The organism is Geodermatophilus sp. SYSU D01045 (assembly GCF_054050295.1).
Genome location: NZ_JBJGZB010000009.1, coordinates 21,987 through 34,823, shown reverse-complemented (window position 1 = coordinate 34,823; position 12,837 = coordinate 21,987). Strand labels below are relative to the sequence as shown.

Below are 12,837 nucleotides of genomic sequence, written 5' to 3'. Positions count from 1 at the left end.
GGGATCAGGGCTGGGCGGGGACGAGGTGGGACTGCTGGCGCGCCTTCCAGCCCTCGTAGACGGCGCGGGCGCTGCGGGTGCTCTCGAGGGTGGAGACCTCGCTGACCGGGACGTCCCACCAGGACTCGCTGGAGGGCGCGTCGACCAGCGGGTCGGTCTCCACGTGCACGACGGTGGTGCGGTCGCTCGCCTTGGCCTTGCGGAGGGCGGCCTCGAGGCTCGGGCCGTCCTGGGCGGAGAGGACGTCGACGCCGAGGCTGGCGGCGTTGGCCGCCAGGTCGACCGGCAGCACCCCGCCGTCGAGCCGGCCGGAGGCGGTCCGGTAGCGGTACCGGGTGCCGAACCGCTGGGAGCCCAGCTGCTCCGACAGCGCACCGATCGAGGCGAAGCCGTGGTTCTGCACCAGGACGACGACGATCTTGACGCCCTCCTGCACGGCGGTGACCAGCTCGGTCGGCATCATCAGGTAGGAGCCGTCGCCGACCATGACGAAGACGTCGCGGTCGGGGCTGGCCATCCGGACGCCGATGCCGCCGGGGATCTCGTAGCCCATGCACGAGTAGCCGTACTCGACGTGGTAGCCCTTGCGGTCGCGGACCCGCCACATCTTGTGCAGGTCACCGGGCATGGAGCCCGCGGCGCAGACGACGACGTCCCGCGGCGCCGACACCTCGTTGACCACGCCGATGACCTCGTTCTGGGTGAGCCGGCCCCCGCTGCCCGACGTCGCCGGGTGGTAGGCGGCCTCGACGGTCGCCTCCCACGCCGCGGCGAGCTCGGCGGTGCGGGCCCGGTAGGCGTCGTCGACCGACCAGCCGGCCAGCGCCGCGCCCAGCGCGGTGATCGCCTCCCGGGCGTCGGCCTGCACCGTGACGCCGGCGTGCTTGGCGGCGTCCATCGCGGCGACGTTGACGTTGACGAAGCGCACGCCGGGGTCGGCGAAGGCGGTGCGGGAGGCGGTGGTGAAGTCCTGGTACCGGGTGCCGATGCCGATGACGACGTCGGCCTCGCGGGCCAGCGCGTTGGCCGCGGTGGTGCCGGTGGACCCGATGGCGCCCACCGACTGCGGGTGGTCGAAGGGCAGCGCGCCCTTGCCGGCCTGGGTCTGCGCGACGGGGATGCCGGTGGCCGTGGCGAACGCGTCCAGCGCCTCGGTGGCGTGCGAGTAGACGACGCCCCCGCCGGCGACGACCAGCGGCCGGCGGGCGGAGCGGACGACCTCGGCGGCGCGCTCGAGCGCGGCGCGCTCGGGCACCGGCCGGCCCACGTGCCAGGTGCGCGGGGCGAACAGCTCCACCGGCCAGTCGAAGGCCTCGGCCTGCACGTCCTGCGGGAAGCAGAGGGTGACCGCGCCGGTCTCGGCCGGGTCGGTGAGCACCCGCATGGCGCCGAGCAGCGCGCCGGGCAGCTGCTCGGGCCGCCAGATGCGGTCGAAGTACCGCGACACCGGGCGGAACGCGTCGTTGACCGTGACGTCGCCGCTGTCGGGGCGCTCGAGCTCCTGCAGCAGCGGGCCGGCGGCGCGGGTGGCGAACGTGTCGGCCGGCAGCAGCAGCACCGGCAGCCGGTTGATCGTCGCCAGCGCGGCGCCGGTGAGCATGTTGGTGGAGCCCGGTCCCACGCTGGGGGAGACCGCCCAGGTCTGCAGCCGGTCCTTCGCCCGGGCGTAGGCGACCGCGGTGTGCACCATCGCCTGCTCGTTGCGGCCGAGCACGTAGGGCAGCGCCCCCGGCGAGTCGACCTCGGCCTGCAGCAGCGCCTGGCCGAGGCCGGCGACGTTGCCGTGGCCGAAGATGCCCAGGCAGCCGGCGAACAGCCGCTGCCGCTGCCCGTCGCGTTCGGTGGACTGCTGGGCCAGGAACCGGACCACCGCCTGGGCGACGGTCAGCCGCGCGGTCCCGGTCCGGGGCGGCGGGGGAGTCGGCGCGCTCACGGGAGGGTCGCTCCGTTCTGGTCGGGGGCGTGCAGGGGGAGGCGGGGGTCGACGTCCTCGCCGGCCCACGTGCCGCGGACCCAGGTGTGCGCCGGGTCGTCGACGATGCGCCAGGCCCGCTCGGGGCCGGGGCCGGCCATGACGTTGAGGTAGTAGAGGTCGTGCCCGGGCGCGGCGATGGACGGTCCGTGCCAGCCGTGCGGGACCAGGACGACGTCGCGGTCGCGGACCTCGGCGAGCACGTCGATCGGCCGCTCGGCGGTGCCGTACACGCGGTGGTAGGCCAGGCCGGGCTGCCCGAGAGGGCCGGGGGCGACCTCGAAGTAGTAGACCTCCTCGAGCTCGCTCTCCTCGGCGGAGGTCTCGTCGTGCTTGTGCGGCGGGTAGCTCGACCAGTTGCCGCCGGGGGTGAGCACCTCGCAGGCGATGAGCGAGTCGGCCTCGAAGACCCCGGCGGTGGCGAAGTTGTGCACCTGCCGGCTGCACCGGCCGGCGCCGCGCAGCTCGACCGGCACCCCGGCGGCGGGCCCGTACCGGACCGGCAGCCGACGGCGCGCCCGGGCGCTGCACAGCGCGAACCGGCCGCCGTTGCGGCTGGACAGCTCGGCGGTGGACCCGAGCGGCAGGTAGGCGAAGTCCGTCGGCCCGGCGAAGACGCAGCTGCGGCCGGTGAGGGTGAGCACCTCCCCGTCGCAGGCGACGGTGACCCCGCCCTCGAGCGGGACGACGACGACCTCGTCCGGACCGGTGTCGAGGACGTGCCGGCCGCCGGTGGGCAGCTCGAGCACGCGGAGCCCGGAGTGGCCCCAGCCGGCCGACTCGGGGGTGACCTCGAGGGCGTAGGGCCCGGTGGCGGCCGTCCCGGCGGGCAGGTGCAGGGAGCGGGTGTCGGGGGCGGTGCGCGGAGCGGGGGACGTGGCGGTCACGGCGGGCCCGTCCTCAGTGGACCAGCGAGACGGCGGTGTCGACCGCGGCCTCGACGTCGTCGTCGGGTGGGTAGAGGAGCGTCCGGCCGACGACCAGCCCCCGCACCGGGGGCAGCGCGAGCGCGTCGCGCCACTGGGCGTAGGTCTCCTCGGGCCGGCGGGCGGGGTCGCCGCCGAGCAGCAGGGTCGGCAGCGTCGTCGCGTCCGCCACCCGCTCCATGTCCGCGACCACCGGCAGCTTCAGCCAGGTGTAGGCGGAGGTGGCGCCCAGGCCCTGGGCGACGTGCACGCTCTTGATCACCGCGTCGGGGGACAGGTCGTTGACGACCCGACCGTCGACCCGCCGGGACAGGAACGGCTCGAGCATCGCCACCAGCCCGGCGCGCGCCAGGGCGGTGACCGCGCGGCCGGCCGCCTCCATCGACACGACCGTGGCGGGGTCGTCGAGGTCGAAGCGGTTGAGCATCTTGGCCGCGTCGAACCGGGCGTCGACGACGCCCTGCACGTCGTAGCCGGTCATCCGGTCGTCCATCTCGAACACGGAGCCGGCCAGGCCGCCGCGGTTCATCGACGCGACGACGACCTTGTCCTCGAGCGCGCCGAGCAGCAGCAGGTCCTCGGCGACGTCGGCGGTGGCCAGCAGCCCGTCGACGCCGGGCCGGGCGAGTGCGGTGCGCAGCCGGTCGAGCATCTCCGTGCGGCTGTGCATGGCCGCGGGCCGGCCCTGGGCCGCGAGCGCCCCGCGGGCGGGGTGGTCGGCGGCGACGAGCATCAGCCGCCCGTCGTCGGGGAGGAACGCGGGCCGGCGGCGGCGGGTGGCCAGGGCGCGGCCGATCGCCTCCGGGGTGCGGCTGCGCAGCTCGGTGACCTCGGCGTAGCTGCTGCACAGGGGCGCGGCGGTCCCGACGCCGGGGAGGTCGAGGGCGGTGTCAGACACGGGTGTCCTCCAGTCGGGGGGTGGTCGCGCGGTGCGCGGCGACGTGGACGGCGACCTCGGCCGCCGTCGGCATCGCGGTCGAGCACTCCAGCCGCGAGGCGACGATCGCCCCGGCCGCGTTGGCATTGCGCAGCAGCTCCTCCAGCGGCAGGCCGGTGAGCAGGCCGTGGACCAGGGAGCCGCCGAAGGCGTCCCCCGCGCCGAGGCCGTTGACGACGTCGACCGGGGTGGGCGGCACCTCGACCCGCTCGGTGCGCGTCTTGCCGAGCACCCCGCGCGGACCCTGCTTGACGACCGCCAGCTCCACGCCGGCGTCCAGCAGCGCGTCGGCGGCCCGGTCGGGGTCGGTCTCGCCGACGGCGACCTCGCACTCCTCGCGGTTGCCCACGGCCACGGTCACGGAGGGGAGCGCGGCGCGGACCTGCGCCGCGGCCTCCTCCCGGGAGGACCAGAACGCCGGCCGGTAGTCGAGGTCGAGGACGGTGTGCCGGCGGCGGTCCCGGGCCGCCCAGGCGGCGTGGTGGGCCGAGCGGCTGGGCTCCTCGGACAGGCCGGTGACCGTCGCCCAGAACAGCCGGGCGCCGCGGATCGCGTCGAGGTCCAGGTCCCCGGGCCGGATCTGCAGGTCCGGCGCGGTCGGGCGGCGGTAGAAGTACAGCGGGAAGTCGTCGGGCGGGAAGACCTCGCAGAAGGTGACCGGCGTCGGGTGGTCGGGGTCGACGACGACGAACCGGTCGTCCACGCCCAGGTCGCGCAGCGCCCGGCGGACGAAGCGGCCGAACGGGTCGTCGCCCACGCCGGTGACCAGGGCGGGGGAGTGCCCGAGGCGGGCCGCGGCGACCGCGACGTTGGCGGCGCTCCCGCCCAGGTACTTGCCGAAGGTCTCGACGTCCTCGAGGCCCACCCCGGTCTGCAGGGGGTAGACGTCGACGCCGCTGCGGCCGATGACCACCACGTCCGGGGCCGCTCCGTCGGAGGTGTCGTCCACGGTCCCGCTCCGTCCTGTGCGTCGTGCCCGGGATGGGAGCTGACTGTGCTCCGGCGCACGGCGCGGCGTCAAGACTTTGTCAGGACATAGGGACAACTTGTCGTGTCGACGTCACGGAACCGCGCCGCCGCGGCTCAGCGGGCGTCGAACAGCACCACCTCGGCGGGCGTGACGGGGAACGGGTTGGCCCACTCCGAGGCGGTGCCGGTGATCGGCTGCGCGTCGGTGACCACGTGGTACGGCGTCCCCGGGTAGACGGCGAGCACGCGGGCGGGGTCGGTGAGCTCCTCGGTGTGCTCGAGCAGCTCGCCGCGGCGCAGCAGCCGCGTCGTCCGCCGACCGCGCAGCTCGCGGCCCACCTCGGCCACCCACCGGGCGCCGTCCTGGTCGAAGGCGACCGAGCGCACCCGCGCCCCCGGCGGCGCGGGCTCGCAGCCGGCGAACTCGGCGAGGGCCTCGTACAGCCGCTCGGCCTGCTCGTCGTCGGTCGCACGGGGGAGGAAGAAGGTCGTCACCGGCCGATCCTGACCCGGGCCACCGACACTCCGGGATGCGGACCGTGCACCGGGCGTGCACCCTGGGTGGGCACACGCTCCGCCGCGGCCGAGTAGAGGGGGACTCCTCCGCCGGGCACCGGGCCAGGTTCCGAGCACCGCTCCCTGGCCCGGCTCCGGGGAGGCCGGTCGTGCACCACCGGATGCCGGGCCCTCAGGTGGTGCGGCTCACCGACGCCTTCAGCACCCCGCCGCACACCACCGTGGCCACCCCGGCGACGACGACGGTCAGCAGCCCGACCCGCAGGCTGGTCGCGTCGGCGAGCGCGCCGACCAGCGGCGGGGACACCAGGAAGCCGATCCGCAGCAGCCAGTTGACCAGCGTCAGCCCCACGCCGTGCCGCAGCCCGGGCAGGTCGTCGGCCGCGGCGTAGACGGCGGGCACCAGGGTGGCGACGCCGAGCCCGGCCAGCGCGAACCCGGCCAGCGTCGTCGTCGGCGACGGCACCGCCAGCGCCAGGCCCGTGCCCGCGGCCACCATCGCGCCGCCGACGCGGGCCACCCGGCGCTGCCCGAACCGGTCGACGACGCGGTCGCCGGTCAGCCGGCCGACGGTCATCGCCAGCGACAGCGCGACGAAGCCCAGCCCCGCGGCCGCCGCGCCCGTCCCGACCTCGGTGCGCAGCCACAGCGCGCTCCAGGAGGAGCCCGCGTCCTCGACGAACGCCCCGCACGCGGCGAGCACGCCCAGTGCGGTCAGCGGCAGCGCCACCGCCCGCAGCGTGCCCCGCCCGCCGGCGGGCACGGTCTCGTCGGGCGCCTCCTCCCGGTCCGGGCCGGGCAGCATCGACCGGTGCGCCACCAGCGCGACGACGGCGAAGACGGCCGCGACCACGCCCAGGTGCACCCCCAGCGGGACGCGCAGGCCCGCCGCGGCGGAGCCCAGCAGCCCGCCCGCCACCGCGCCGATGCTCCAGAGGCCGTGGAAGGAGTTCAGGATCGACCGGTCGTAGGCCCGCTGCACCCGCAGGCCGTGCGCGTTCTGCGCGACGTCGACGACCGCGTCCAGCGCGCCGGCGACGAACAGCGCCCCGGCGAACAGCCACCACGACGGCGCGACGGCGGCGCCCCACACGGCGGCGGCCAGCGCCACCAGCCCCCAGGAGGCCACCCGCGCCGAGCCGAACCGGCGCATGAGCGCGGCCGAGGCCAGCGCGGACACCAGCGCCCCGAGCGGTAGGGCCGCCAGCGCCGCGCCGAGCTCGGCGTTGGAGACGCCCAGCCGGTCCTTGACCTCCGGCAGCCGCGGCACGAGGTCGGCGTAGAGCACCGCGTTGACGAAGAAGCAGGCGGCGACGGCGGCGCGGGCGGCGCGCAGCCGGGGCGGGGCGGTGACCGGGAGGGTGTCCGACACGGGCGTCCTGTCAGGGAGTCGAGGGCGGGAGGGGGTCAGGCGGCGAAGCGGAGGATGGCGGCGCGGATCTGGGCGCGGTCCATGGGGTCGGTCGACAGGGCGCTGTGCAGCACCAGCCCCTCGACCAGGGCGTCGAGCTCCCGGGCGGTGACCGGGTCGAAGTGGCGCTCGAGGCTCGCCCGGCTGCGCTGCATCCAGTCCTGGGTGACCGTGCGCAGCGCCGGCCGGCGGGCGGCGGCGACGTAGAGCTCGACGGCCAGCACCAGGTCCCGGCCGGAGCCCAGGAGGTCGCCGGTGAGGTGCCCGACGAGCGCGTCCAGGGCCGCGGCCCGGTCGGGCGCGGCGCGCATCCGGGCGTCGAACCGGGCGGCCACCTCCTCGACGTGCCGGGTGAACGCCGCGGCGTGCAGCTCGTCCAGGCTCGCGAAGTGGTAGGTCATCGACCCCAGGGGCACGTCGGCGGCGCGGGCGATGGCCCGGTGCGTGGCGCCCGCGACGCCGGCGTCGGCGATGACGTCCAGCGCCGTGGCCACCAGCCGGTCCCGGCGGCCGGGGTCGTGCCGCCGCGGCCGCCGGGCCGGGGCGGTCACCCGCGGTCCAGCTCGCGGACCACCCGGGCCGGGTTGCCGACGGCGACCACGCCGGCCGGCAGGTCGCGGGTCACGACCGACCCGGCGCCGACGACGGTGTCCGCGCCGATGGTGACGCCGGGCAGCACGACCACCCCGCCGCCGAGCCACACGTTGTCGCCGACGGTGATCGGCCGCGCGGCCTCCCACTTGTCCCGCCGCGGCCCGGGCTCGACCGGGTGGGTGGGGGTGAGCAGCTGGACGTTCGGGCCGATCTGCACGTCGTCGCCGATGGTGATGGCCGCGACGTCCAGGGCGACCAGCCCGACGTTCGCGAAGCAGCGGGCGCCGATGCGGATCCGGCTGCCGTAGTCGACGTACAGCGGCGGGCGGATCTCGGTGTCCTCGCCGAGCGAGCCGAGCAGCCGCCCGAGCAGCTCCCGGCGCAGCGGGCCCTGGCGGGCCGAGGTCGCGTTGTAGGCGGCCACCAGGTCCAGGGCGGCGGCGCTCTCCTCGGCGATCTCGGGGTCGTCGGCGACGTAGAGGTCACCGGCGAGCATCCGCTCGCGCATGGTCCGGGCGTCGTCCGGGGCGGGCGGCGAGGTCATGCGGACGAGCGTACACATCCATGCGGACGCCCGTACGCATCGATCGGGGCGGCGCGCCGATGAGTCCGGCCCGCCGCGGCGGTCTCCCCTCCGACACCACCGCTCCCGGGAGGCCCGAGATGACCAGCACCGCCCCCGCGCTCGAGACCCGCACCCTCGAGGTGCCCGGCGCCGTCCTCACCCACGACGTCCGCCCCGGCCCCGCCGACGCGCCCGTGCTGCTGCTGGTCGGTTCGCCGATGGGCGCGGCCGGCTTCGGCACGCTGGCCGGGTACTTCGCCGACCGCACGGTGGTCACCTACGACCCGCGCGGCGTCGAGCGCAGCCGCCGCACCGACGGCGCCGCCACGAGCACGCCCGAGGAGCACGGCGACGACCTGGCCCGGGTGCTCGCCGCGGTCGGCGGCGGCCCGGTCGACGTCTTCGCCAGCAGCGGCGGCGCGGTGAACGCGCTGACCCTCGTCGCCCGCCACCCCGGGCTGGTGCGCACGCTGGTCGCGCACGAGCCGCCGTCGGTCCGGTACGTCCCCGACGCCGCGGAGGCCTCGGCCGCCACCCGCGCCGTCGGCGAGGCCTACCAGCGGTCCGGCTTCGGCGCCGGGATGGCGGCCTTCATCCGGCTGGTCGCCCACCGCGGCCCGGTGACGCCCGAGCTCGCGGGCCCCGGGCCCGACCCGGCGCAGTTCGGCCTGCCGGCCGACGACGACGGCTCGCGCGACGACGTCCTGCTCGGGCAGAACCTGATCTCGTGCACCCACCACGAGCACGACACCGAGGCGCTGCGGGCCGCGCCCACCCGGGTCGTCGTCGCCGTCGGCGCCGAGTCCGAGGGTGAGCTCGCGCACCGCGGCGGCGTGGGGGTGGCCGCGGCGCTGGGGACCGCGCCGGTCGTCTTCCCCAGCGGGCACGCGGGCTTCCTCGGCGGCGAGTACGGCCAGACCGGGGAGCCCGCGGCCTTCGCGGCCCGGCTGCGCGAGGTGCTCGACGGGGCGGCCTGAGGCCCTTGTCCCCCTCCGGCGGCAGCGGCAGGCTGGACCGGCCAGGACGGGCAGCGCAGAGGGCACGCCACCGCCGGGAGGTCGCCGTGGAAGCACGCGTGGGGGACAGGATCGTCGTCCGCTCGACCCACCAGGGGGAGCCGGACCGGACCGGGCGGGTGCTCGAGGTCCGCGGGCAGGGCGGGGCGCCGCCGTACGTCGTCCAGTGGGACGCCGACGGGCACACCGGCGTCTTCTACCCGGCGGGCACCTGCGCCGTCGTCCCCGAGCCGGCCGAGGCGTAGGGCGGGGCCGTCCCCTCGGGGGACGGCCCCTCGACGACAGCGAGCGGGGAGGCGCCCTCGTGGCGTTGCCGGTCGACCGTTATCCACAACTCGCGCCCGCGACCGGCCGGCGGGTGGTGCGGGACAGGCCCCGAGGACGCCGGGCCCCCGCCGCGGGGTGCTGCGGCGGGGACCGGAGGCGGTGCAGGTCAGGCCTGCGGGGTCTCCGGCGCGCCGGCGTCCGGGGTGCCGCCGGGCCCGTCGGCCAGCAGGAGGTACAGCGCCCGGCGGGCCTCGGCGAGGACGCCGGCCGCGGCGGTGAGCTGGGCCTCGGTGCCGGTGCGCGCCACCTGGCGGACCGCGCCGTGGAGCTGGTCGAGCAGGCCGCGCAGGTCGGCGGCGGGTGCACCTTCCGGGCCGCCCGCGAAGGGGTCGTTCCCGGTGCCGCGCAGCTGCTCGACGGCGCTGCGGCCGGCGTCGGTGAGCGTGGCGAGCTTGCGGCCGGCGTCGGCGGTCACCGTGACCAGGCCCTCGTCCTCGAGCTGGCTGAGGGTCGGGTAGATGGCGCCGGGGCTGGGTGTCCAGCGGCCGCCGCTGCGCTCGGCGATCGCCTGCATGAGCTGGTAGCCGTGCATCGGCTGCTCGGCGAGCAGCAGCAGGACGGCGGCGCGGACGTCGCCGCGCGGGGCCCTCCCGCGGCCGCCGCGGCGCCGCCACCCGGCCGCCGGGTCGCCACCGGGACCGGGGCCCGGGCCGAAGCCCGGACCGAAGCCGGGACCAAAGCCGGGACCGAAGCCGGGACCGATGCCCGGACCGGACCGGGGCCCGCCCGGGCCGCCGAAGCCGAAGCCGACGGGGCCCCCGCCGCCAGGCCCGGCCGGGCCGGACCGGTGTGGCCGGTGGCCGTGCGGGTGGTGGCCCCGGCCGTGCCCGCGGCCACCGGGCCGCCATCCCTCGAAGCGTGGATCGGGTGTCATGACTGCCTCCTGACGTATCGGATGACAGTAACGATATATCGCGATACGACGTCCGTCTAGTGTCCGAGGGAGTCGGCGGCGAGCGCCTGCACGGCCGCCTCGCCGAGCGCGTCGACCTCGGCGGCCAGCACGCGCAGGGGGACGGGCTCCCCGGAGCGGAGCCGGTCGGCGAGCCGGCGGGCCACCTGCGTGATCCGCCCGGCCGGATCGACCCCGGGCTCGGCGGGGACCGGCGGGACCATCGACCAGGGCTGGTCGATCTCCGCGCTCAGGGCCGGCAGCCGGCGCAGCAGCGCCGCGCTCTCGGCGGCCAGCCGCCACCACGTCCCCGGACGCAGCTCCACGGGCCCGGACCCGCCGGCGGCCGCCCAGCGCAGCAGGCGCACCACCTCGCCCCACACCACGTCCGAGACGACGTCCCCGACCGGCCCGCCGCCGGGGGAGCGCCGGGCCACCACGAGGGCGCGGGTCGCCGAGGGGTCGAAGAGCCAGGGCGCGGTGTCGCGGTCCATGACGGCACGCTGCCCGGGCACCCTCCGGAGGGGCTGGACCCCGCCTGTGAGCTCCCTGAGGGGCTCAGCCGAGCGCGGCGAGCACCGCCCCGGCGGCGGAGTCGAGGGCGGCGCGGGCGCGCCCCCACGACGTCGCGGCGGGGAAGTCGCCGAGCAGTACCACGACGGTGCCCGAGGGCAGCACGCCGGCCGAGTGCAGCTGCCGCCGGCCGTCGATGCAGCAGATCCAGCCCTGCTTGACCGCCACCCCGCTGCCGCCCGCGAGCAGGCCGAAGGTCTGGGAGAACCCGTCGGCCGCCGTCGGTGCGGTGTTCCGCATCCAGCCGAGCAGCGTGGCGGCCGGCTCCTCGCCGAGCGTGCCGGCCAGGCCGACGAGCAGGACGGCGACGTCGGCCGCGCTCAGTGTCGCCTCGCCCCACTGGCCGGCGACCCGCGGCGGCGCGGTGGCGGTCAGGCCGGCGTCGGCGGCGGTGGCGGTGACCAGGGCGGCGCCGTCGTAGCGGTCCCACAGGGTGCTCATCGCGCCGTCGTCGGAGGACACGATCGCCCGCTCCATCAGCGCGAGGTCGCCGTCGGAGAGGTCGACCGCGCCGGCGGCGTCCAGCGCCAGCAGCCGGCCGACGACGTGCAGCTTGACCAGCGACGCCGACAGGAGGACGTCCCCGGCGGCCGGACCGGTGACCAGCGGCCGGCCGAGCGCGTCGAGCACCGCCACCGCGACCGTGCCGTCCGCGGCCGCCGCGGCCGCGTCGACGGCGGCCAGCACCCCGGCCTCGTCGACGGCGACCGGCGGCGGCGGCACGGGGACGGCGGCCTCCCCGGCGGCGTCCAGGCCGCGGATCTCGCCGGGACTGCCCGGCTCCGGCGCCACCGCGGCCCGCAGCGTGGCCGGCGCCTCCGCACCCTCCCCGCCGTCCCGGACCCAGAGGACCACCGCCAGGACGCCCGCGGCGGTCACCACCAGCACCGACGCGAGGACGAGCGTCAGCGCGCCGAGGACCAGCCGCGCGAGCAGACCCCGGCGCGGGCGCCCGGTCGGCGGGCGGACGGCGTGCACGGGCACAGCCTGGACCCGATCGGCGACGAACGGGTGACGTCCGTGTGTCGTCCTCCCAGGTCAGCCGGGGACGGCGGTGCCGGACAGGCGGGCGCGGACCACCTCGACCAGGCCGGCCAGGCCCGGCGGCGGGCTGTCGGCCCACCAGGCCAGCCGGACCTCGACCGGCGGTGCGTCCCGCAGCAGCCGGTAGGCGACGCCGGGCCGCGGGTGGTGCCGCGCGGTGGCCTCGGTGGTGCGGTGGCCTCGGTGGTCACGCCCGCGGCCTGGCCGGCGGCGATGGCGGTGAGCCACTCGTGCACCCCGCGGGTGTCCCGGATCTCCGCGGGCCCGTGCCCGGGCGCCCACAGCCGCGCCGTCGTCGTGCCGGTGGCGCCGTCGGAGGCCATGACTCGGAGGTCAGGACCCGGCCGGCCAGGTCGGCCAGCCGCAGGGTGCGGCGGCGGACCAGCGGGTCGTCGGCGGCCAGCGCGGCGTAGCGCCGCTCGGACCCCACCGGCGCCGTCCGCAGCCGCGGGTCGGCCGGCGTCCGGCGCAGCACGGCCACGTCGGCCAGCCCCTCGGCCAGCCCGGCGGTGGGGGTGTTCGAGTGCACGAACACCAGCGACGCGCCGGGTGCGGTCCGGGCCCACTGGCGCTGCACCGCGGCGGTGTGCCGGCCCAGCGCCGCCCACGCGTAGCCGACGCGCAGCTCCCCGCGGCCCCGCTCGGCGGCGCGCCGCAGGGCGGCCACCTCCTCGACGACCCGCCGGGCGTGCGCGACCACCCGCGCGCCTCGCCACCCTGCTGGTCAGCTCGGCGAGCAACCAGACCGGCGCCGCCCTCGGGGCGCAGGCGTTCCCGGCCGTCGGCCCCGCCGGGGTGGTCGCGGTGCGGCAGTGGGTGGCCGCTGCCGTGCTGCTGCCGCTCGCCCGCCCGGCCGTGCACCGCCTGACCTGGCCGCAGTGGTGGCCGGTGCTGCTGCTGGCCGCCGTCTTCGGCGGGATGAACCTCGCGCTGTACTCGGCGATCGAGCGGATCGGCCTGGGCCTCGCGGTGACCCTGGAGTTCCTCGGGCCCCTGGCCGTCGCCCTGGCCGGGTCCCGGTCGCGGCGGGACCTGCTGGTCGCCCTCGCCGCGGCCGGCGGGGTGTGGCTGCTCGTGCTGCCCGGCGGCTCCAGC

Annotated in this window: 15 protein-coding genes; 2 read left to right on the top strand and 13 right to left on the bottom strand. The window is 77.5% G+C overall.

Translation table 11 applies throughout. The annotated features are described in order from the left end of the window. Positions 1-4: 4 nt before the first annotated feature. The 8 genes from iolD to ACI798_RS09080 form a co-directional block, all read right to left on the bottom strand. Positions 5-1,933 carry a 3D-(3,5/4)-trihydroxycyclohexane-1,2-dione acylhydrolase (decyclizing) gene (iolD, locus tag ACI798_RS09115; protein WP_457047756.1) on the bottom strand — a complete coding sequence of 643 codons (1,929 nt, stop codon included), beginning with the start codon at positions 1,931-1,933 and terminating at the stop codon, positions 5-7. After that, the gene (gene iolB, locus ACI798_RS09110; RefSeq protein WP_456941102.1) at positions 1,930-2,859 is read right to left on the bottom strand and encodes a 5-deoxy-glucuronate isomerase; all 930 of its coding nucleotides are present in this window, start codon (positions 2,857-2,859) and stop codon (positions 1,930-1,932) included. Before iolB ends, iolD begins: the two co-directional genes overlap by 4 nt. A 13-nt stretch (positions 2,860-2,872) precedes the next feature. Next, a complete protein-coding gene (locus ACI798_RS09105) occupies positions 2,873-3,796 on the bottom strand; it encodes a class I fructose-bisphosphate aldolase (protein ID WP_457047755.1) in 924 nt (307 codons plus the stop codon). Beyond that, entirely contained in the window at positions 3,789-4,784 is a 996-nt protein-coding gene (gene iolC, locus ACI798_RS09100) for a 5-dehydro-2-deoxygluconokinase (RefSeq protein WP_457047754.1), read from the bottom strand. Before iolC ends, ACI798_RS09105 begins: the two co-directional genes overlap by 8 nt. Before the next feature lie 134 nt (positions 4,785-4,918). After that, a complete protein-coding gene (locus tag ACI798_RS09095; RefSeq protein ID WP_456941105.1) occupies positions 4,919-5,299 on the bottom strand; it encodes a hypothetical protein in 381 nt (126 codons plus the stop codon). A 193-nt stretch (positions 5,300-5,492) separates the two neighbouring features. Then, complete coding sequence (locus tag ACI798_RS09090; RefSeq protein WP_456941106.1) at positions 5,493-6,692, bottom strand: MFS transporter; 1,200 nt, start codon at positions 6,690-6,692, stop codon at positions 5,493-5,495. A gap of 35 nt (positions 6,693-6,727) precedes the next feature. Further along, positions 6,728-7,282, bottom strand: coding sequence for a TetR/AcrR family transcriptional regulator (locus ACI798_RS09085; RefSeq protein WP_457047753.1), 555 nt, complete (start codon positions 7,280-7,282; stop codon positions 6,728-6,730). Beyond that, on the bottom strand, positions 7,279-7,869 hold the full coding sequence (locus ACI798_RS09080; protein ID WP_456941108.1) for a sugar O-acetyltransferase: 591 nt from the start codon (positions 7,867-7,869) through the stop codon (positions 7,279-7,281). The genes ACI798_RS09085 and ACI798_RS09080 overlap by 4 nt, the downstream gene beginning before the upstream one ends. A 119-nt stretch (positions 7,870-7,988) precedes the next feature. Between ACI798_RS09080 and ACI798_RS09075 the strand changes: the two genes are divergently transcribed. Both ACI798_RS09075 and ACI798_RS09070 read left to right on the top strand, forming a co-directional pair. Beyond that, positions 7,989-8,867 (top strand): alpha/beta fold hydrolase, encoded by an 879-nt coding sequence (locus ACI798_RS09075; RefSeq protein WP_457047752.1) that lies wholly within the window; start codon positions 7,989-7,991, stop codon positions 8,865-8,867. 86 nt (positions 8,868-8,953) lie between these two features. Beyond that, positions 8,954-9,151: a DUF1918 domain-containing protein gene (locus ACI798_RS09070; protein WP_387988159.1), complete on the top strand. Its 198-nt coding sequence runs from the start codon at positions 8,954-8,956 to the stop codon at positions 9,149-9,151. 188 nt (positions 9,152-9,339) lie between these two features. Here the strand turns inward: ACI798_RS09070 and ACI798_RS09065 are convergent, their stop codons facing one another. The 5 genes from ACI798_RS09065 to ACI798_RS09045 form a co-directional block, all read right to left on the bottom strand. Then, the gene (locus ACI798_RS09065; RefSeq protein ID WP_457047751.1) at positions 9,340-10,107 is read right to left on the bottom strand and encodes a PadR family transcriptional regulator; all 768 of its coding nucleotides are present in this window, start codon (positions 10,105-10,107) and stop codon (positions 9,340-9,342) included. A 56-nt stretch (positions 10,108-10,163) separates the two neighbouring features. After that, positions 10,164-10,619 carry a hypothetical protein gene (locus tag ACI798_RS09060; RefSeq protein WP_456941111.1) on the bottom strand — a complete coding sequence of 152 codons (456 nt, stop codon included), beginning with the start codon at positions 10,617-10,619 and terminating at the stop codon, positions 10,164-10,166. Positions 10,620-10,683: 64 nt separating this feature from the next. Further along, entirely contained in the window at positions 10,684-11,676 is a 993-nt protein-coding gene (locus ACI798_RS09055) for a serine hydrolase (RefSeq protein WP_457047750.1), read from the bottom strand. 60 nt (positions 11,677-11,736) lie between these two features. Continuing rightward, a complete protein-coding gene (locus tag ACI798_RS09050; protein WP_456941113.1) occupies positions 11,737-11,970 on the bottom strand; it encodes a hypothetical protein in 234 nt (77 codons plus the stop codon). Further along, positions 11,930-12,442 carry a LysR substrate-binding domain-containing protein gene (locus tag ACI798_RS09045; protein ID WP_456941114.1) on the bottom strand — a complete coding sequence of 171 codons (513 nt, stop codon included), beginning with the start codon at positions 12,440-12,442 and terminating at the stop codon, positions 11,930-11,932. The genes ACI798_RS09050 and ACI798_RS09045 overlap by 41 nt, the downstream gene beginning before the upstream one ends. Positions 12,443-12,837: the final 395 nt, after the last annotated feature.

Bases quoted from the DNA above. Each gene is read 5' to 3' on its own strand.
- ACI798_RS09080 (WP_456941108.1), bottom strand. From the start codon at position 7,869: ATGACCTCGCCGCCCGCCCCGGACGACGCCCGGACCATGCGCGAGCGG.
- ACI798_RS09075 (WP_457047752.1), top strand. From the start codon at position 7,989: ATGACCAGCACCGCCCCCGCGCTCGAGACCCGCACCCTCGAGGTGCCC.
- ACI798_RS09065 (WP_457047751.1), bottom strand. From the start codon at position 10,107: ATGACACCCGATCCACGCTTCGAGGGATGGCGGCCCGGTGGCCGCGGG.
- ACI798_RS09060 (WP_456941111.1), bottom strand. From the start codon at position 10,619: ATGGACCGCGACACCGCGCCCTGGCTCTTCGACCCCTCGGCGACCCGC.